This window comes from Streptomyces sp. SCSIO 75703 (assembly GCF_036607905.1).
In the GTDB taxonomy this organism is placed as follows: Bacteria; Actinomycetota; Actinomycetes; order Streptomycetales; family Streptomycetaceae; genus Streptomyces.
The window spans coordinates 6,835,276-6,853,064 of sequence record NZ_CP144555.1 but is presented as its reverse complement, the minus strand read 5'-3'; the positions used below and the strand labels follow the sequence as shown (position 1 = coordinate 6,853,064).

At 71.4% G+C, this 17,789-nt stretch carries 15 protein-coding genes and 5 pseudogenes; 11 read left to right on the top strand and 9 right to left on the bottom strand.

Features of this window, described 5'->3' with window-relative positions:
• Window positions 1-36 precede the first annotated feature (36 nt).
• Window positions 37-348 (bottom strand): hypothetical protein, encoded by a 312-nt coding sequence (locus VM636_RS30125; protein ID WP_158786516.1) that lies wholly within the window; start codon window positions 346-348, stop codon window positions 37-39.
• A gap of 490 nt (window positions 349-838) precedes the next feature.
• Here VM636_RS30125 and VM636_RS30120 point away from each other — a divergent pair.
• Window positions 839-1,054 (top strand): annotated as a pseudogene (locus VM636_RS30120) (transposase); the annotation flags it as partial.
• Window positions 1,055-1,178: 124 nt separating this feature from the next.
• Here VM636_RS30120 and VM636_RS30115 read toward each other — a convergent pair.
• Window positions 1,179-1,370 (bottom strand): annotated as a pseudogene (locus VM636_RS30115) (IS5/IS1182 family transposase); the annotation flags it as partial.
• 384 nt (window positions 1,371-1,754) lie between these two features.
• Here VM636_RS30115 and VM636_RS30110 point away from each other — a divergent pair.
• Entirely contained in the window at window positions 1,755-2,087 is a 333-nt protein-coding gene (locus VM636_RS30110) for a putative quinol monooxygenase (RefSeq protein ID WP_030422250.1), read from the top strand.
• 120 nt (window positions 2,088-2,207) lie between these two features.
• Here VM636_RS30110 and VM636_RS30105 read toward each other — a convergent pair.
• Window positions 2,208-2,750 (bottom strand): annotated as a pseudogene (locus VM636_RS30105) (IS5 family transposase); the annotation flags it as partial.
• On the opposite strand from VM636_RS30105, the gene VM636_RS30100 reads away from it, so the two are divergent.
• Window positions 2,749-2,991: a hypothetical protein gene (locus tag VM636_RS30100; protein WP_107091438.1), complete on the top strand. Its 243-nt coding sequence runs from the start codon at window positions 2,749-2,751 to the stop codon at window positions 2,989-2,991. The pseudogene VM636_RS30105 and the gene VM636_RS30100 overlap by 2 nt on opposite strands.
• Window positions 2,992-3,381: 390 nt before the next feature.
• Here the strand turns inward: VM636_RS30100 and VM636_RS30095 are convergent, their stop codons facing one another.
• The 3 genes from VM636_RS30095 to VM636_RS30085 all read right to left on the bottom strand — a co-directional run bounded on the left by VM636_RS30095 (window position 3,382) and on the right by VM636_RS30085 (window position 4,743).
• Window positions 3,382-3,882: a hypothetical protein gene (locus tag VM636_RS30095; protein WP_030422248.1), complete on the bottom strand. Its 501-nt coding sequence runs from the start codon at window positions 3,880-3,882 to the stop codon at window positions 3,382-3,384.
• Window positions 3,883-3,988: 106 nt separating this feature from the next.
• Window positions 3,989-4,432, bottom strand: a complete 444-nt coding sequence (locus tag VM636_RS30090; RefSeq protein WP_078962855.1) for a transposase family protein — start codon at window positions 4,430-4,432, stop codon at window positions 3,989-3,991.
• A gap of 47 nt (window positions 4,433-4,479) precedes the next feature.
• The gene (locus VM636_RS30085; protein WP_030422246.1) at window positions 4,480-4,743 is read right to left on the bottom strand and encodes a metal-sensitive transcriptional regulator; all 264 of its coding nucleotides are present in this window, start codon (window positions 4,741-4,743) and stop codon (window positions 4,480-4,482) included.
• A 493-nt stretch (window positions 4,744-5,236) separates the two neighbouring features.
• Between VM636_RS30085 and VM636_RS30080 the strand changes: the two genes are divergently transcribed.
• From VM636_RS30080 to VM636_RS30050, 7 genes and pseudogenes are all read left to right on the top strand, one after another.
• On the top strand, window positions 5,237-6,625 hold the full coding sequence (locus tag VM636_RS30080) for an MBL fold metallo-hydrolase (RefSeq protein ID WP_053914770.1): 1,389 nt from the start codon (window positions 5,237-5,239) through the stop codon (window positions 6,623-6,625).
• A gap of 149 nt (window positions 6,626-6,774) precedes the next feature.
• Window positions 6,775-7,350: a rhodanese-like domain-containing protein gene (locus tag VM636_RS30075; RefSeq protein WP_030422244.1), complete on the top strand. Its 576-nt coding sequence runs from the start codon at window positions 6,775-6,777 to the stop codon at window positions 7,348-7,350.
• Window positions 7,347-8,249, top strand: coding sequence for a sulfite exporter TauE/SafE family protein (locus VM636_RS30070; protein WP_053914771.1), 903 nt, complete (start codon window positions 7,347-7,349; stop codon window positions 8,247-8,249). Before VM636_RS30075 ends, VM636_RS30070 begins: the two co-directional genes overlap by 4 nt.
• 51 nt (window positions 8,250-8,300) lie before the next feature.
• A pseudogene (locus tag VM636_RS30065) lies at window positions 8,301-8,801 on the top strand (rhodanese-like domain-containing protein); the annotation flags it as partial.
• Between the two features lie 107 nt (window positions 8,802-8,908).
• Window positions 8,909-9,274, top strand: coding sequence for a rhodanese-like domain-containing protein (locus tag VM636_RS30060; RefSeq protein ID WP_030422241.1), 366 nt, complete (start codon window positions 8,909-8,911; stop codon window positions 9,272-9,274).
• Window positions 9,271-9,997, top strand: a pseudogene (locus VM636_RS30055) (TSUP family transporter). Before VM636_RS30060 ends, VM636_RS30055 begins: the two are co-directional and overlap by 4 nt.
• 106 nt (window positions 9,998-10,103) lie before the next feature.
• On the top strand, window positions 10,104-11,396 hold the full coding sequence (locus VM636_RS30050; RefSeq protein ID WP_030422240.1) for an MFS transporter: 1,293 nt from the start codon (window positions 10,104-10,106) through the stop codon (window positions 11,394-11,396).
• A gap of 634 nt (window positions 11,397-12,030) precedes the next feature.
• On the opposite strand, the gene VM636_RS30045 is transcribed toward VM636_RS30050, so the two are convergent.
• From VM636_RS30045 to VM636_RS30035, 3 genes are all read right to left on the bottom strand, one after another.
• Window positions 12,031-12,573 (bottom strand): hypothetical protein, encoded by a 543-nt coding sequence (locus VM636_RS30045; RefSeq protein ID WP_159042156.1) that lies wholly within the window; start codon window positions 12,571-12,573, stop codon window positions 12,031-12,033.
• Between the two features lie 490 nt (window positions 12,574-13,063).
• The gene (locus VM636_RS30040) at window positions 13,064-14,488 is read right to left on the bottom strand and encodes a sugar porter family MFS transporter (RefSeq protein WP_053914772.1); all 1,425 of its coding nucleotides are present in this window, start codon (window positions 14,486-14,488) and stop codon (window positions 13,064-13,066) included.
• A 387-nt stretch (window positions 14,489-14,875) separates the two neighbouring features.
• The gene (locus VM636_RS30035) at window positions 14,876-16,177 is read right to left on the bottom strand and encodes a DUF1479 domain-containing protein (protein WP_030422237.1); all 1,302 of its coding nucleotides are present in this window, start codon (window positions 16,175-16,177) and stop codon (window positions 14,876-14,878) included.
• A 90-nt stretch (window positions 16,178-16,267) separates the two neighbouring features.
• On the opposite strand from VM636_RS30035, the gene VM636_RS30030 reads away from it, so the two are divergent.
• A complete protein-coding gene (locus VM636_RS30030) occupies window positions 16,268-17,407 on the top strand; it encodes an ROK family transcriptional regulator (RefSeq protein ID WP_030422236.1) in 1,140 nt (379 codons plus the stop codon).
• The last annotated feature ends 382 nt before the right edge of the window (window positions 17,408-17,789 follow it).

Sequence of the window (17,789 nt, the reverse complement as noted above, 5' to 3'; positions counted from 1 at the left end):
TGGCCATCTTCTGTGTACCGGGAATCTCCCGACGCTTCACCTCCTTCCAGCACATTGGCGAGAAAAAGCTGAGGTGACCGCGCCCGGGTCGCGCTTGAACGCGGCCGGCAGGGCGGTACCCGTCTCGTTGTCCTCGGCCACCAGGGGCATGCCTGCCTCTTCCAGGCGGCCGATCGTGCGGCCGCAGAGCGTCTTCTCCCACTTGCCGGGCACCGCGGCATGGTCCCCGAAGGGGGCATGATCTACCTCGCCGGCCATGTCGACGTCGGTCGGCTCGCGCAGCACAGCAAAACGCACCGGGACCAGGCACTGCGTGACCCGGCTCGATGTCCCGGTGACCCTCTTCACCTGCGCGAACTGCGAGCACCCTCTCACCGGCGATCTCCGGGGATCGCAGCCCGCCCCGGCCAGCGATCACCTGTCCGACCATCGCATCGCAGACCCGCCGGGGCGCAAGGAACCTCTGCGATCACCTACGACGCCACGCTGTTCGTCCTGCATGCTGACGACGTGCCAGGCACCACTCTGCATCCCGACGCCGGACGTCGTGGCGGCTGCTGCGGACTTCACGGCCAGGACGGCCCCAACCTCGTCTGCCCGGGATGTGGCGTCGAGGTCGCCACCAAGGAATCGGACTGCTGGACCGACAACCTGGTAGCGCTGATAGCCGCCACAGTCGTCAGCAGCACGGAATCTCCCTGTGGAACCCGTTGACTCTCGGCGCCACCTCGCACACGTTCGCCGGAACATGTGCGCTTTGTCGAAGGACTCGTTGGAGGCGATGGCGACGCTGTTCTTCTCCTCGCGCTCGGTCAGCACCTGGAAGAGGAGCTCGGGCGTGCCGTTGACTGATGCGCAGTGGGCGCGGATCGAGCCGTTACTCCCGGACCGGACGCTGAAACGGGGTGGCCGCTGGAGGGACCACCGTGAGGTGCTCGACGCGATCGCCTGCAGGTTTCGGACCGTCACGCAGTGGGTGCACCCGCCGGAGCGGTACGGAAACTGGCGCGGCCTCTACAACCGGCTGCGGATGTGGGCGGTGGACGGCTCCTGGGAGCGGGTGTTCCCCGCCCTGGTGGCTCAGGCGGACGCGGACGAGGAGCTGGGCTGGGCCGTGTCGGTTGACTCCACGATCGTGCGGCCCAGCAGCACGCGGCCGGGGCCCGCCAAGAAGGCCCTCTTCGGGCGCCGGCGGCGTGCTGGTGGGCGCGCACGACGGTGGAGTAGACCGGCACACCAGCCAGTCGATGTCCCCGGCCGCGTCCGCCTGCGCCTGGGCGGCCCGGAGCATTCGCTCGAAGGTGCCGTCCAGGGGCCACCGGCGGAAGCGGGTGTGCAGCGTGGCCCACGGGCCCGTACCGCTCGGGCACGATCCCGGCCGGCGCGCTGACGAACCGGCAGGGGCGGGCTGCGGAGCGCGTCGACTCCGGCGATCGCGTCGGGGGACTCGCGGGCATTCTGCTCGCGCAGCGCGTCCAGCAGGGGCCTCGCGGGGGGAATCGCCGGTAGACGGTGACCTGGCTTTCGCCCGCGGTGCCAGCGGCGCCCGCGGCGGCGTTCACGGGGCGCTGCAGGGTTCTCGGCCCGCAGCCGGGAAGGGGCCGCGTTCAAGGTTGCGCGCGCCACCGCAATGTGCCAGACCGGCGGCGCGTACCGAAGGTGTGCTGGATCGCTGATCTTGCCTGCGATGATGGACTCCTTCAGGGCAGAACAGTCTGCCTCCGTCCGCACCGCCGTGGCGCGAAAGGGAACCCATGATCTTCATCACTGTCAAGTTCGCTGTCCGGCCCGAGCGCGCCGACGAGTGGCTCGACCTGGTCGACGGCTTCACCCGGGCCACCCGCGACGAGCCCGGCAACCTCTTCTTCGAGTGGTCCCGCAGCGTCGACGATCCCAACGAGTTCGTCTTGGTCGAGGCGTTCCGTGACGGCGAAGCGGGCAGGGAGCACGTGGAGTCCGCGCACTTCATCAAGGCCATGGAAGAGATGTCGTATGCCGTGGCCGCCAAGCCTCGGATCGTCTCGACGGAAATCCCCGGCATGGATGGCTGGGGGGAGATGGGCGAGATCACCCCTCGTGACGCCTGAGTGCCCGCCCGGCCAGGCCGCGGAGCACGCGAACTCACCGCGTTCTTCGCAGGCATCGAAGCCCGGCTCGACGCAGTCTCGGCCTCGGCCCCAAAAAACCAGCGCACCGAGTGTGACGTGCTCGGCCTTGCGCTCGTAGCGGATGGGCAGACGCTTGAACTGGTGCAGCCAGGCAAACGCACGCTCCACTACCAGCGGATCTTGCCAAGCCCGGAGCCGTGAGCGGTGCCGCGGCGGGCGATCACGGGTTTGATGCCTTGCTTCCACAACTGACGTCGGTACTTGTCGAAGTCGTAGCCGCGGGTCGGCGTACAGGCGGCAGGGTTTGCGGCCGGGGCGCCCTCGCAGGCCACGGATCGGTGGAATCGCGTCGAGCAGCGGTAGGAGCTGGGGGTCGTCGTGTCGGTTGCCGCCAGTGAGCGGGACGGCCAGCGGCGTGCCGTGGCGGTCGACGATCAGATGGTGCTTGGAGCCGGGCCTGGCGCGGTCAACGGGCGAGGGGTCAACGTGATTTTCCCGCTTTGAGAGCCCGAATATGCGAGCCGTCCACGGCCAATCGTCCAGGTCCGGCAGGTCGGCTCGGCGCAGTTCGGTCAGCAGTGCGTCGTGCAGGCGGGGCCAGACGCCCGCCTCGGTCCAGTCCCGCAACCTGCGCCAGGCCGTGTTCGGTGAGCACGCCGACTGCGATTCCGCGTACGCGCTGCGGCAGCCGGTGACGGTGACGGTGGCGAGCCGGTACCTCAAGCGGTGGTGCCTCGCGAGCGGGGCCGGGTCGCACACCGCGTGGTTCGCGGCCGGGTTCCTGATCGCGCGCATGCAGGAGGTCGACCAGGTGTCCCAGTTCCTCGACGACTTCCGCGGCAACGGCAGCGCGGGATTTCGGAGCGGCTGCGGCCTGGACTGAGTCGGAAGCCGGGCAGCGCCCGGGGACGGAGACTTCTCCTCCCCGGGAACTGCCCCGTTTCAGGCTGCATGCCGCAGGCAGCGGACCTGGACAAGGGGTGGCGCGAGCGGCGCGGGGAGAGGATCTCTCTTCCCCGCCCGGCGGCCGGACTCTGTCCACAGGGCCGCAGTTCGAAGGTGGTTTCGAGGTCGCCGCGATCGGCGGGGCGGCCCGTATGTGAGGGGCTGTCATGCCCGAGAACACCGTCACTGAGCCTCCGCCAACTTGAAACCGCAGGTCAAAGGGCTGGTGTGACCGGCTCTCGGGATGCTCACGCTGGTCGTCGGCGGCAGTCTGCGCAGTAGATCATCCGTCAGGCTGTGTTGCCGGCGGCAATCGGAGCGGGTGTGCTCACAGCGGCAGGTGGGCTTTGTCCGCCTGGCCGAAGATGTCTCCGCACGTGGGGGACGGTACCGACTCGCGGGCGGCGAGGACGGTCAGCGTATGGCGCACTTCCGTGCCCAGCCGAAAGAGCTGGAGACTGGTCTGGCCGCCCTTATAGGCGTACAAGCGGAAAGCCTTGACCGCAACGTCGTCGCGGTCGTCGGCGAAGGTGTCGGGGAGCCCGGCGAGTAGTGCGAAGTCTTGCTTGCCGGTCGCCGCGTCGGCCACGGCGTTGAGGGGCAGGTTCTCGAACTCTGCAGCGGACAAGGAAGTGTCCACCGCGACAGCGTGAGCGGCCAAGGACGCGAAGACCTCCATGAGTCGTTCCCCCACCGCCACGGCAATGCCCCAAGAGTGCAACCGCTCTCGGCGGCGATCCTGACGCCATGGCTCCTGGTCCAGCAGTGGGAGCAGGACGCGACCCAGGTACGCGCAGCGACTCCACAGCATGTCGTGGTCCGAGGTCATGATCGATCCTCTCTGCAGCAGTTGGAGGGCCTGCGGCCCGAGCGGCGCGGGCCCTCCAACGTCCCACTCCACGCAGGCTGGATACAGGACGGGGCCGGACGCTGTCTCAGCGGTTGACTTCGAGGTTCGTCAGGACGAGCAGGGCGCGCAGGAGGTGCGTGGCGCGGGCGGGGTCGGTGCGGAGCTTGGTGAGGGTCCGCCGGTTCTTGAGGTGGGCGAAGCCGTGTTCGCCGGGGGCGCGTCCGACGGCGAGGACGCGGTTGGCGGTCTTCTGGCCGGGGGTGAGCTTGTGGGTGCGGCTGGCGTGGAAGCCGGTGACGCTCACAGGGTCGAGTACGTCGTTGTCGAGGCCGCGGAAGCCGGGGTCCGCCGGGGCCCCGAGGCCGACGGCGCGCAGGTGGGCCAGGACGTGATCCTGGCGGCGGGCGGCGGTGTTGTCGTGGGTGCGGCCGGGCCGGGCGGTGGATATCCAGATCAGCCGGCCCTTCTCATCGGTCAGGGCGAGGAATGGGGCCTCGGTGACCTCCTCACCCGGCGCGAGTCCGAGCACGGCAAGGCCGCGGCCCGTCCAGCGCCCGAGCGGGAGCGGAACGGGAATCAGGCGAGGGCGAGGAACAGCTTCTCCAGTTCTTCCTGCGACATCGGAGGGGCGTCGGAGTCCCCGGCAAGGCACTGCCGCATTCCGCTCGCCACGATCTTGAATCCGGCCCTGTCCAGCGCCCGGGAGACCGCCGCGAGTTGCGTCACCACATCCTTGCAGTCGCGGCCGGCCTCGACCATCGCAATCACGGCAGCCAACTGCCCCTGTGCCCGCCGCAAGCGGTTCAGCACGGGCTGCGTCGATTCGTCGTCCACCTGCATGGGAATCCTCCTCTACTTCCCCATCATAATACCCCGGGGGGTATAAACGCGGACTCGCCTCGCACCCGGGCGGCCGACGCGATCGCCGCGCGCGAGGGAGCGGCACCGTCCGCCCTCAGCGCTGACGCCTTTGCGCCGGGGCGCCGCAAGGTCCCGCACGCGCCGATGGGGCGGGCGGGGGCGAGCCGGCGGCCCGCCTCCCCGCCAAGCACCCCAAGAGATACCCCCCGGGGTATTTGACAGCCCGACCGGCGACCCTTTACGGTCAATGACGTGATACCCCAGGGGGTATGGAGGCATCCGGTCGCAGCAATCAACACGACCGGACGGCCCTCAGGCCCGGCCTGACGTCACGGCCCGTCGTCGACACTCGGCTCCAGCGCCGTCGCCCCGCTCTCCCCCGCCGCCTGCTCCCGCTCTTCCCAGGGGGGCACCTCATGGCCGAAATAATACCCCCGGGGGTATAGGCCCCCTTCTCGTGACGGAGGTTTCCGTGTTCTTCTCGCAGTACTACCTCGAGTGCCTCTCCCAGGCGTCGTACATGATCGCCGACGAGTCCACCGGCCACGCGGTGGTCGTCGACCCCCGCCGGGACGTGTCCGAGTACCTGAAGGACGCCGAGGCTCGCGGCTTCACCGTGGTCGGCGTCATCAACACCCACTTCCACGCGGACTTCGTCGCCGGTCACCTGGAGATGGCCGCCCGCACCGGCGCGTGGATCGGCTACGGGCGCCGCGCGGAGACCGAGTACGCGATCCGCAAGCTGGCCGAGGGCGACACGATCAGCCTCGGTGACGTCACGCTGAAGATCATGGAGACTCCCGGGCACACCCCGGAGTCGATCAGCGTGCTCGTCTACGAGCGCGCCGAGGACACCGTCCCGTACGGTGTCCTCACCGGTGACGCCCTCTTCATCGGTGACGTCGGCCGCCCCGACCTGCTGGCCTCGGTGGGCGTGACCGCCGAAGAGCTCGGCGCGATGCTCCACGACAGCGTGCAGAACAAGCTGATGAGCCTGCCCGACGAGGTGCGCGTCTTCCCCGCTCACGGTGCCGGCTCCTCCTGCGGCAAGAACCTCTCCACCGAGCGGCAGTCGACGATCGGTGAGCAGCGCGCCACCAACTACGCATGCGCGCCGATGAGCGAGAAGGACTTCGTTGCCATCGTGACCGCCGGGCAGTCGGCCGCGCCGGGCTATTTCGCCTATGACGCGGACCTGAACCGCCGGGAGCGGAAGCTGTTCGACCCTGCGGGCCCGCCGCAGGCGCTGGGCGTGAAGGACTTCCTGGCCCGGCGCGCGGCGGGCGCCGTGGTGGTCGACGCCCGTGACCCGCAGGAGTTCGCCGCCGGCCACCTGCGCGGAGCGGTCAACGTCCCTGCCGACGGCCGGTTCGCCGAGCAGGCCGGCACCGTCCTGCCGCCCGGGGCGGAGCTGCTGGCCGTCGTCCCGGAGGACCGTGAGGAGGAGATCGTCACCCGCCTCGCCCGGATCGGCTTCGACCGGGTGGCCGGCTGCCTGGCCTCCCCCGACGAGGCGCTGGAGACGGTGGCCGACGAGGTCACCCCGGCCAGCCGCCTGACCGCAGCCCGGCTGCGTGCCGAACTGGAGGGCGACAACCCGCCGGTCGTGATCGACGTCCGCAACTGCGGCGAGCGCGGCGAGAACGGGTTCATCGAGGGCGCCCTGCACATCGCGCTCGGCGAACTCCCCCGCCGTCTGGACGAGATCCCGCGCGACAAGCCGCTGGTCCTGCACTGTGCCGGCGGTCACCGCTCCTCCATCGCCGCCAGCCTGCTGCGCCGGCAGGGCTTCGACGACGTCTCCGACGTGCTCGGCGGCTGGGCCGCCTGGGCCCTGCTGAACACGCCCGCCGCCGTCTGACCCGGCGAGGCGTAACGAGCTGCCGGTGCGCCCGCGGCAGGCGACTTCTGCCCTGACCGCCCCCGGTGCGGGCGCACCGGCCCCTCCCCCGCGTCTCCCCCGTTCTCCGCCCGTGCCTGGTACGGGTCCGCATCACCCATGGAGTTTTCATGACCGCCAACGCCACCGCTTTCACCCCCGCCGCTCTCCAGCACCTGATCAAGACCGGCCAGGCCCCCCGCCTGCTGGACGTGCGCACCCCGGGCGAGTTCCAGACCAGTCACATCCCCGGCGCCTACAACGTGCCGCTGGACACCCTGCGCGAGCACCGCATGGAGCTGGGGCGGCACCTCGACGAGAACGTGGTGCTGGTCTGTCGCTCCGGCGCCCGCGCCACGCAGGCCGAGGAGGCCCTCGCCGGCGCGGGCCTGCCCGACCTGCGGGTCCTCGACGGCGGCATGATGGCCTGGGAGGCTTCCGGCGCCCCGGTCAACCGCGGCCCGCGGCGCTGGGAACTGGAACGCCAGGTCCGCCTCATCGCCGGCTCGGTCGTCCTCGTCAGCGGTGTCGTGGGCTTCTTCGTCCCCGGCGTGCACCTGATCGGCACCGCGATCGGCGCCGGACTGGCCTTCGCCGCCCTCAGCAACACCTGCGCCATGGGCATGATGCTCTCCAAGCTTCCCTACAACCGCGGCCCGCGCACCGACATCCGCACCGTCGTCACCTCCCTGCGGGACCGGTCGTGATCACCCTCGTCCTCGCCGCCTCCGTCCTGATCGGCATCAGCCTGGGCATCCTGGGCGGCGGAGGATCGATCCTGACCGTGCCGATCCTCGTCTACCTGGCCGGGCAGGACAGCAAGGAGGCCATCGCCACCTCGCTGTTCGTGGTCGGCGTGACCAGCCTGGTCGGCCTGATCCCACACGCCCGCGCCCACCGGGTCCGCTGGCGCACCGGGCTGGTCTTCGGCGCGGTCAGCATGGCCGGCGCCTACGGCGGCGGACGCCTCGCCGAGTACGTCCCCGGCACCGTCCTGCTGATCGCGTTCGCCCTCATGATGCTGGCCACCGCCGTGGCCATGCTCCGCAAGGGCGCCGGCCGCAGGAAGGGCGGGCACAAGGCCGCCCACACCGAGATGCCGGTGAAGCTCGTAGTGGCCGAGGGCTTGGTGGTGGGCGCGGTCACCGGGCTGGTCGGCTCCGGCGGCGGCTTCCTGGTCGTCCCCGCCCTGGCTCTGCTCGGCGGACTGCCCATGAGTGTCGCGGTCGGCACTTCGCTGCTGGTCATCGCGATGAAGTCGTTCTCCGGGCTCGCCGGTCACCTGGCCGGCGTCCAGATCGACTGGAGCCTGGCGTTGATGGTGACCGCTGCGGCGGTCGTCGGCAGCCTGGTCGGCAGCCGCTTCGCCGGACGCATCCCCCAGGACACCCTGCGCAAGACGTTCGGCTGGTTCGTCGTCGTCATGGGCGTCTTCGTCCTCAGCCAGCAACTCCCCGCCGCAGTGTGGACCAGCCCCTGGACCTGGATCGGTGCCGGCCTCGCAGCGACCGCGGCCGTGGGCCGGACGCTGGCGCGCAAGCACCGGCCGGAAGACACCGACGAAACGACGCCGGAGAACACCCACCGACTGAGCATGCGCTCCTGACACCGCGCACAGAGGGGGAACCGCACGCTCACACGTCATCACACGAAGGACTTCGAGGCGGACGGCAAGATCGCCACCTATCTCGCCTGGATGATCCCGTGGGGCAAACCGGTCACCCTGCTCGCCGAGTCCGCGGAGCAGCCGGCCGCCGCCCAGCGCGAGCTGGTCCGGGTCGGTATCGACCGGCCCGCGGCCGCCGCGACCGGCGCTCCCCGGGAGTGGGTCGCCGACGGCGCCCGGCTGGCGTCCTTCCCCCGTTCCACCTTCGCGGGCCTGGCCGAGCAGGGCGCCGACGGGATCGTCGTCCTGGACGTACGCCGCGACTCCGAGCGCGCCGCCGGGCGCATCGAGGGCTCCGTCCACATCCCGGTCCACGAGCTGCACAAGCGGCTCGGCGAGGTTCCGGCGGGCACCGTGTGGGTGCACTGCGCCGGCGGTATGCGCGCCGGGACAGCCGCCTCACTGCTGGACGCCGCGGGCCGTGACGTGGTGGCCGTCGACGACGGATCCGACTCCGCCACCACCGCCGGACTGCCCCTCGCCACCGGCTGAGTCCTCACCGGCTCCGCTGGTCCGTCCCTCGACACCGAACCCGGGCCCCGGCCACCCCACGACCGGCCCCACAACCCCGCGCGACCACTTCTTCGAAAGGCCTTGCAATGCCCCTGTTCTCCCGAAACACCCGACGCGTCACCGTGGAGGAGGCCCGCCGACGCACCCAGGGCACAAACGCTCCGTCCGTCCTGCTGGACGTACGCGAGAAGAGCGAGTGGAACGCCGGACGCGCGCCCGCCACCGTGCACGCGCCTCTGTCCGGCCTGGTCGCGGGGGCTGCCCTGCCGCAGGCCGCCCAGGGCCGGCCGCTGGTGGTGATCTGCCGCAGCGGCAACCGCTCGCAGAAGGCCGCCGCACTGCTGTCCGGGCGCGGTCTGAACGCGGTCGACGTCAAAGGCGGAATGCGGGCGTGGGCCGCCGCCGGGCACCCGGTCGTCGACGCCCGCGGCAACAACGGCTCGGTGGCGTGACCGCCCTGGTCCTCGCGCTCGCCACCCGAGCCGTCGTCGGGCCCGCCCCCGGCGGACTCGGCGGCGGGGGGCAGCGTCCTGGCGGGGCCCGCCCTGACCCGCCTGCTCGGCCTGAGTCCGGCAGACGCGGTCACGGCCAGCCCGGTCATCGTCACTGTGCCCTCCGTGACCGCGCTCACCGGTCACGCCCGCGACGGCGACGTGGCCCGGAGAACCGGCCTGCTGGTTCACGGCGGCGGGGCGTGGCCACCGCGACGCTCACCGGGGCGGCCGCCGGGCGCCTGCCCCAGGCCGCGCTGACCGCCTCCTTCGCGGCCGTCGCCTTTGTCGCCGCCGTGGGCATGCCGCGGCCCGCACGCGCCCAGGCCATCGGCGAGGTGCGTCCCGCGGGGGCGGGCACCGCCGGCGCAGCGCTCGGCACGATGACCGGGCTGCTGGCCGTGAAAGGCGGCTTCCTCGCCGTCCCCGCCCTGGCCCGGGGTGCTGAACCTCCCGGCTCTGGGCACCAGTCTCCTGGTCATCACCGTCAACTCACTCGCCGCCCGCGCCGGAACCGCCGCGGACCTGGACCGGGCCGTCATCGCACCGTTCGCCGCAGCCGCGATCCCCGGCGCCCGGGACGGCAAACGCCACGCGCAACGGCTCGCCACACAACTGCGGCGGATCTTCGCCCACGTACTTCTCGCGGTCGCCGCCCGCATGCTCGCCAACGCCTTCGTCTGACCCCTCCGGCGGCTCCCCCGCCAGCTCCCTTCCGCCCGACCCTCACAGCAGGCCGGCCGGAACCTTCCCCTGCCACCGCACCCGCACCGTGCAAGGACACCGACGCATGACCACGACCACGCCCACGACCACGACCACCGCGACGAAACGGCCCGCCGGACCCGCCGTGCGCCTCGGGCTCCGGGAGAACTGGCTCCAGTTCACCCTCCTCGTCGTCGTCAACATGGCCGTCGGCGGCCTGGTGGGCCTGGAACGCACCACCGTGCCACTCATCGGCACCGACGTCTTCGGCCTGACCAGCAACCTGGCGGTCTTCTCCTTCATCATCGCCTTCGGCGCCACCAAGGCCCTGACCAACCTCGCCGCCGGAGCCCTGACAGCACGCTTCCGCCGCCGCCGGCTCCTCCTCACAGGCTGGCTGATCGGCGTCCCGGTCCCCTTCATGCTCGCCTGGGCGCCTTCCTGGGGCTGGATCGTCGCCGCGAACGTCCTCCTCGGCCTCAACCAGGGACTGGCCTGGTCGATGACCGTCAACATGAAGATCGACCTCGTGGGCCCAACCCGCCGCGGACTCGCCACCGGGCTCAACGAAGCCGCCGGATACACCGCCGTCGGCGCCACCGCCCTGCTCACCGGCTACCTCGCCACCGGCTACGGCCTGCGCCCCGTCCCGGAACTCCTCGGCGCCGTCTTCGTCGCCGCCGGACTCGCCCTGTCCCTCACCGTCCGCGACACCGCCGCCCACGTCGCCCTCGAACTCGCACAGCACCCCAAACCCGCGCCTGCCGGCGAGAAGCCCGGCCTCGCCGCCACCTTCGCCCGCACCTCCTGGCGCGACCGCTCCCTGCGCGGCGCCAGCCAGGCCGGCCTCGTCAACAACCTCAACGACGGCCTCACCTGGGGCGTCTTCCCCCTCCTCTTCACCCACCACGGCCTCGGCCTGGCCGCCGTCGGCCTCATCAAGGGCCTCTACCCCATCCTGTGGGGCCTCGGCCAGATCCCCACCGGACACCTCGCCGACCGCATCGGCCGCAAACCCCTCATCGTCACCGGCATGCTCGTCCAGGCCGCCGGCCTCGGCATCGCCCTCATCCTGCTCCAGTGGCCTCTTCTCGCCGGTGTCCTCTCCGCCGTCGCCCTCGGCATCGGCACCGCCATGGTCTACCCCGCCCTCATCGCCTCCGTCTCCGACCACGCCCACCCCACCTGGCGTGCCAACGCTCTCGGCACCTATCGCTTCTGGCGCGACATCGGCTACGCCAGCGGCGCCCTCATCGCCGGCGTCCTCGCCGACACCCTCGGCCTGAACGCCACCGTCATCGCCGCCGCGGTCCTCACCGCCGCGTCCGGGCTCCTGGCCGCCCGCTGGATCACCGAGCACCGGCCCGACACCGGCTGAGGAACCCCGGGCCCAGAGACACCACCACCCCGGTGGCTCTTGGAAGCCGTGGGCCCCGATCCCGCGGTGGCTGGTCGACAACGGACAAGACGAAACCCCGTCCACAACTCGGGCTCCGCCGCCGACCCGGGCGGCAGGCCGGGTCGGCCACCGGCCGGTTCTGGATGCCTCGCTGCCGCTCCGTCTCCCGCTGCTCCGCCAGATCGATCGCTGCCCCAACCTCCTGGAGGAGCAGCACAAGGCATGCCTCCAGGGCGCGAAGCCGGGGCAGACCCTGCGCAGCATCCGCCCCGGACAGCCCCGCGGGGTCCGGCTCGCATGAACTCTGGCCGCCACCGCCTCACCCTGGCTACCGACGGCCGGCCGATGCTGCAAGGCTGAGGGAAAAGCGAGACCGTGGCACGCGGGAAGTTCTCCGCCTGTGCAGGGCGGCACGGCGACCGGCCCGGCGCGCAGATCACCCTCATCGACGAGGAGACGGACAGCGCGTTGGCGCAGTGGCCAGAGGGCCAGTGATCGCCTCCAGCCTCCAGCGCCTCTCCCCCGTTCAGCGGTCGCCGGCATGAGGGTTGGCCCTCAAGTGAGGGAGCACGGCAAGGACGCGCTCCCTCAGGGCTGTGGGCAATGGCTTTGTTCACGAGAACCGACAGCACATGTTCACCGCTTCGGAAGGCACTGGAGTGATCCCTGGATTCGAACAGACTCTGTGCGGAGGTGAGCCGGTCTCCCTCTCTGAAGGAGCACTTCGATTCATGTGACTGTTGATCCCGACGGTCGGGTCCGGGAGGGTGGCCGCGCCCGCCGCGCACGCCTCCTGCGGTAGTTCCCGGATGGCGGGCTGCGGCGCCCCGGAGGCCGGGGGCGGCACTTCGAAGGCGTAACAGCCTGTCACAAGCCGCTCATACACGAAGACAAAGGCCCGTGGCGGCCCCTGACCGAGCACTTCCGCGACCACGGTGACCGCCTCGCCCTGCCGCCTCACGCCGACGAAGCCCTTGGCGGGCTTCGAGGGAGGGAAGATGTGGACGATCTCCGTATCGGGAAGGCTGCCGTCGGCCGCTGCCTCGCCCAGCCGGTCGCGGAGCACTTCGACGTTCTCCCGCAGGTTCTCGCGCGCCTGGGCCTCATCACGCGCCGGCTGGGTCTCCAGCCAGATACACACGCCGACGACGGCCACGAGCAGCAGTCCCAGAACGGTCAGGCATCCGTTGAGAAGGCAACCGCCCGGCGTACCCGTCCGGACCTGTGATCGTCTCGCCATCGGCACAGCGTCTACCGCAGGTACACGACATGCCTATCCGCTTCCCCAAGTCGTGACCGAAGTGCGTCATCACCAGCGAAGTGCCTCGCGGCCGAATCTCATCGGTACACCCTTCGAACACTTTCGGACTCACCGCCTGAAGTGGCGAACATGTGCTGTCGGTTCCCGTGAACAAAGCCAGACAGAGCTGTGCCGTCGACGCCCGACGGGTGAACAAGCACGTGAAGCCTCTGGTGGGGAGGGTGCTCTTAAGCGCCCTGTGCACCTGCCTTCGGCCGCACCACGGCCCCCGCCCGAGCAGCAGGCCGACGGTCGTCGGCCTGCTCGAGGCGGGACTGCGCGGGCATCCGTGGACGGGCTTGGCCGTTCTCCGCCGGGCGGGGCAGCCGGGCGGGAGGGCCTGGGCTCAGCCCATCTCCTCCAACGTCCTGCCCTTGGTCTCCGGCACCCACTTGAGGATGAACGGGACCGCCAGCGTGGCGAAGACCGCGTAGATCACGTACGAACCGGACAGGTTCCACTCCGCCATGCTCGGGAACGTCGCGGTGACCAGCCAGTTGGCGACCCACTGCGCGCAGGCGGCGACGCCGAGCGCGGCCGCGCGGATGCGGCTGGGGAACATCTCGCCCAGCAGCACCCAGGCCGCCACGCCCAGCGACATGGCGAAGAAGAGGACGAAGGTGTGGGCGGCGACCAGCGCGACGGCGGCCTGGGTGTCGGGCAGCGAGATGTCGTCACCCGTTCCGGTCTTGTAGGAGAAGGCCCAGGCGACGGTCGCGAGGGAGACCGCCATACCGGCGGAACCGGTCGCGGCCAGCGGCTTGCGGCCGACCCGGTCGATGAGCACCATCGCGATCGCCGTGCCCACGATGTTGATGACCGAGGTGGTGAACGAGTAGAAGAACGAGCTCGACGGGTCGACGCCCACCGACTGCCACAGCGAGGAGCTGTAGTAGAAGATCACGTTGATGCCGACGAACTGCTGGAAGACCGACAGGCCGACACCGACCCAGACGATCGGCAGCAGGCCGAAACGGCCGCGGAGGTCCTTGAACCGCGGTGCCTTGTCGCTGCGCGCGGCGTGCTCGATCTCGGTCACCCGGGCGTCGAGATCGACGTGCGCGCCTTCGAGGGTGCGCAGCACCTCCCTGGCCTCGCCGGTCCTGCCGGCTGAGATCAGGTGGCGCGGCGACTCCGGGATGCGCAACGCCAGCAGACCATAGACCAGGGCGGGAACGGCCGCGATGCCGAGCATGACCTGCCACGCCTCCAGGCCGAGCAGGCTGCCGCGCTGGTCCCCGTCGGCGAGGGAGAGCACCATCCAGTTGACCAACTGGGAGACGGCGATGCCCAGCACGACGGCGGCCTGCTGGAAGGAGACGAGCCGGCCGCGGTACTCGGTGGGCGCGACCTCGGCGATGTACGTGGGGCCGATCACGGAGGCCATGCCGATGGCCACGCCGCCCACGATGCGCCAGAAGGACAGGTCCCACGCGGTGAACGGCAGCATCGAGCCGATACTGCTGGCCAGGAAGAGCAGGGCGGCCAACTGCATCACCCGGAGGCGGCCGACGCGGTCGGCGAGCCGTCCCGCGAGCATGGCGCCGGCCGCCGCGCCGAGCAGGGCGATGGCGATGACGGCTCCGAGCGTGGCGGCGCCGACGCCGAACCGTCCCCTGATGCCCTCGACGGCGCCGTTGATCACGGCGCTGTCGTAGCCGAAGAGGAAGCCGCCCATGGCGGCGGACGCCGCGACGAAGACGACGTGACGCAGCCGGTTCGGCCGGGCCGCGAGGCCCACGGCGGCAGGTTGTTGTGCTGTGCTCGTCACCTACGGACTCCTGTGGTGATGTGTGTCGTTGCCGTCTGCCTCGGGTGAGGAGCGAGGAGCAAGGACAAAGAGCGCCGCAGCGGGTGCGCGCATGGTGGAGGGCGGCGCTCGGTTCGGAAGGGAACTGGGGCCCGGCTTCCGGACGCGGGGAGCCGGGGGTGTGGTCGATCGGCCGGCCGGGGCGCTTGAGCGGGACCGGGCCCGGAGGGCGCCCGGTCCGTCCGCCGTCCGGGAAGGACCGGACGGCGGGCGGGCCGGGGCGGAGGACCGGGGCGGAGGGCCGGACTGCGGAGGGCCGGGCGGCGTCCGTCCGTGTCATGTGGAGGCACACCGGGTCGCGCCGGCCGAGGGGTCGCGGCACCGGCCCGGTGCCCGGCGGCGGGTCCGTCAGCCGTCGAGGCCCAGGCCGCGTCGGCCCGTCTCGTTGAGCCGGTCGACGCCGAAGCGGTCGCTCCAGTCGCGCTCGTAGTGTTCCTCGGGGAAGTCACTGGGGCTGGAGCCGGTCAGGAACGCCTCGCGGACCTTCGCCGAGTACGCCTCGTTGCGGGGGCACCAGGGGGCGGCGGGGATGTACATGACGTTGCCCCAGCCCTTCTGGTCGGTGACCGGCGCGACGCTGTGGATCATGTCACAGTGCCACCAGACGGAGTCGCCCGCCTTGACGTCGGGGATGCCGGTGAGGGCCTCCATGAGGAGCGGGTGCCACTTGTCGTTGGCGGGGAAGACCTGGTTGGTGGTCACCCCGCACATGTCGTCGTCCGGGACGTCCGGGAGCAGCGGCCGCAGCATGAGGTAGGCCATGGCCTCGGGGATCGGGACGGTGTGCAGGACGCCTTGGTCGTGGTCCATGTCGGACAGGGCGGTCCAGCCCTGGAAGGTGCGGAACGCCGAGCACATGGTGGAGCCGGGGTACTGGGGGCCGGCCGTGCGGTGGGCGGCGTCCCAGGGGTCGTACTCCTCGACGCTGCCGTCGAACAGGTGCCGGAAGGCCTGCTGGTAGGCCCGCGTCATCCACAGGTCGAGGGTGCCGGGGTCGAGGTGGGTGCCGAGCCCGTTGGAGTCGGCGCCCGGGGGGCGGCGGCGGATGCGGTCGGGGTACAGCGCGTCGCGGTCCGGGTCGAACCACTGCACGCCCTCGGACTCGTGCTTCCACAGAGAGTTGAGGAAGGACTGGACGTTGGCCATCCGGTCGCTCTGGCGGGCCTCCATCTGGGCCGGCGACCAGTAGACGGGGTAGATCTCCGGCTTGGAGCCGACGCTGCCGAAGAAGTCGTCGCCGGGGCCTCTGTAGTTCTCGAAGAACGCGTTGCGCTCGACGTAGTCCACGATCGAGGCGTCCCAGCCGAGGGCCTGGGCGCGCTCGAAGTGGCCGCGGACGACGAGGCAGCCGCGGCGGCGGAGCTTGTCGAGCTGCTCCGGGGTGACGGTGCCGTTCGCGATGTCCGCGTAGTCGATGACCGGCCACACGCTCTCGCCGCGCTCCTTGTCCGCCCGGATCTCGGCCAGGCGGGCGCGGACGCGCTCCTCGACGGCGGCGAAGACCTCCTCGACGGTGCGTCCGGAGGACGCGATGCGGGCGCGCAGCGCGGGCTTGATCTCGCGGATGGCGGCGGCCAGGTCGTCGGGGGTGGTCTCCCAGTGCGGCAGGGCGGGGAGAGCGGCCTGCCGCGTCTCGGTTGCCAGCGTCATGGCTCGACTCCTTTGGTCAAGACTCCTAACTAGATGGCAACCTAACCGTCCGCCCACGTTTGGGCAAGAGTCCTGACTAAAATCCCCGGCATGTCACTGGCCAAGCCCTCACTCGAAATGCTGCGCGCGCTGACCGACGAGAACGTGCTGCGCGCGCTGATGGAGGAAGGACGCCTGACCCGCGCGGAGATCGCCGCCCGGACCGGGATCTCCAAACCGACGGTCTCCGACAGCGTGCGGCGGCTGAGCGAGGCAGGCCTGCTCGCCGACACGGGCGAGCGCACCACCGGCCGCGGCCGGGTCGGCACCTACTACTCGCTGGCCGCGGACACCGGGGCGGCCCTGGTGGCGAGCATCAGCCCCGAAGGCGTCGTCGTGGAGACGGTCGACGCCTTCGGCACCGCCACCGCCCGCGCCGAGGCCGGCCTGGGCCGCACGCCGGGCCCGCACGCGACCGCACAGGCCCTGACCGAAGCGGTCGGGCTGGTCCGGCCCCGGGTGCGCGGCCCACTGCGTACGGCCGTGGTCAGCGCGGCCGATCCGGTCGACCGGATCACCGGACGCCTGGTGCACCTGCCGGACGCCCCCTTCCTGGTCGGGGATCTGGACCCGGCGGCGGTGCTGGCCGGCGCGGTGGAGGGGACGGTGCTGGTCGACAACGACATCAACTGGGCCGCCCGCGCCGAACGCGCCACCGGATGCGCCCTCGGCGTCGACGACTTCGTCTACGTCCACCTCGGCGAGGGACTGGGCTGCGCGGTGGTCACCGACGCGGAAGTCCGCCGCGGGCACCACGGACTGGCCGGCGAGATCGCCCACCTCTACACCGCGGGGCCCCGGGGCGCGGCGCTGCCGCTCATCGAGGTCTTCGCCGAACTCGGCCTGCGTCGCGCCAAGTCCACCGCCATCGACGTCGACGCCCTGCGCGCGGCCGCTCTCGGCGACTCGGCGACGGCGCGGCGGACCCGCGGCGCGCTGGCCCGCGCGGTGGGCGGCGTACTGGCGGCTGCGGTCGCCCTGGCCGACCCCCGGCTGATTGTCCTGGGAGGCGCCTGGGGCGCCGAGCCGGGCATCGCCGAGGCGATCCGCGCGCACTTCGCCGAACTGCCCCGCAGCGTCCCGGTCGCCGCGGCCCAGGTCTGCGAGCCCGAACTCGCCGGAGCCCGTACCCGGGCCGTGGAGGCCCTGCGCACCGCCATCATCACCACTCGCCCGGAGCCGTCCGTCTGACCCGAGGAGTCCGGGTCCGAAACGGACGCCGCCGCTGAGCGGCTTCGGCCGCATCACCGGCTCCTGACCTGCCGTGGTCAGGCGGCGGTCCGGGTGGTGACGGGGCTACCAGCGGCACGGTCCACTCGCTGCCGTTGGACCCGGCGGTGGTGCTCAGGCGCACCGGCTCGTTCGCGTAGTGGCGGGCGCCAGGCGTCCGTGGTGGTCGTCGGCCACGGCGCGGGTGGTGGGGTCGGGCCGGATCGCGTCCACTCGCCGCTCGCCAGATGCCGCGGGGCGACCGTCCGGCCGGTGTCGTCGCGGCCGCCCGCGCTGCACTTCCACGGTCCCTCCTCGGCGGCGACAAGGCGGGAACCCGGGATCGTTGGCACCGCACACCCTT

Excerpts from the sequence above, each read along its gene's own strand:
- VM636_RS30060 (WP_030422241.1), top strand. The coding sequence starts at position 8,909 with ATGCCCCTGTTCTCCCGAAACACCCGACGCGTCACCGTGGAGGAGGCC.
- VM636_RS30035 (WP_030422237.1), bottom strand. The coding sequence starts at position 16,177 with ATGACGCTGGCAACCGAGACGCGGCAGGCCGCTCTCCCCGCCCTGCCG.
- VM636_RS30050 (WP_030422240.1), top strand. The coding sequence starts at position 10,104 with ATGACCACGACCACGCCCACGACCACGACCACCGCGACGAAACGGCCC.
- VM636_RS30085 (WP_030422246.1), bottom strand. The coding sequence starts at position 4,743 with ATGCAGGTGGACGACGAATCGACGCAGCCCGTGCTGAACCGCTTGCGG.
- VM636_RS30110 (WP_030422250.1), top strand. The coding sequence starts at position 1,755 with ATGATCTTCATCACTGTCAAGTTCGCTGTCCGGCCCGAGCGCGCCGAC.
- VM636_RS30075 (WP_030422244.1), top strand. The coding sequence starts at position 6,775 with ATGACCGCCAACGCCACCGCTTTCACCCCCGCCGCTCTCCAGCACCTG.
- VM636_RS30095 (WP_030422248.1), bottom strand. The coding sequence starts at position 3,882 with ATGACCTCGGACCACGACATGCTGTGGAGTCGCTGCGCGTACCTGGGT.
- VM636_RS30030 (WP_030422236.1), top strand. The coding sequence starts at position 16,268 with ATGTCACTGGCCAAGCCCTCACTCGAAATGCTGCGCGCGCTGACCGAC.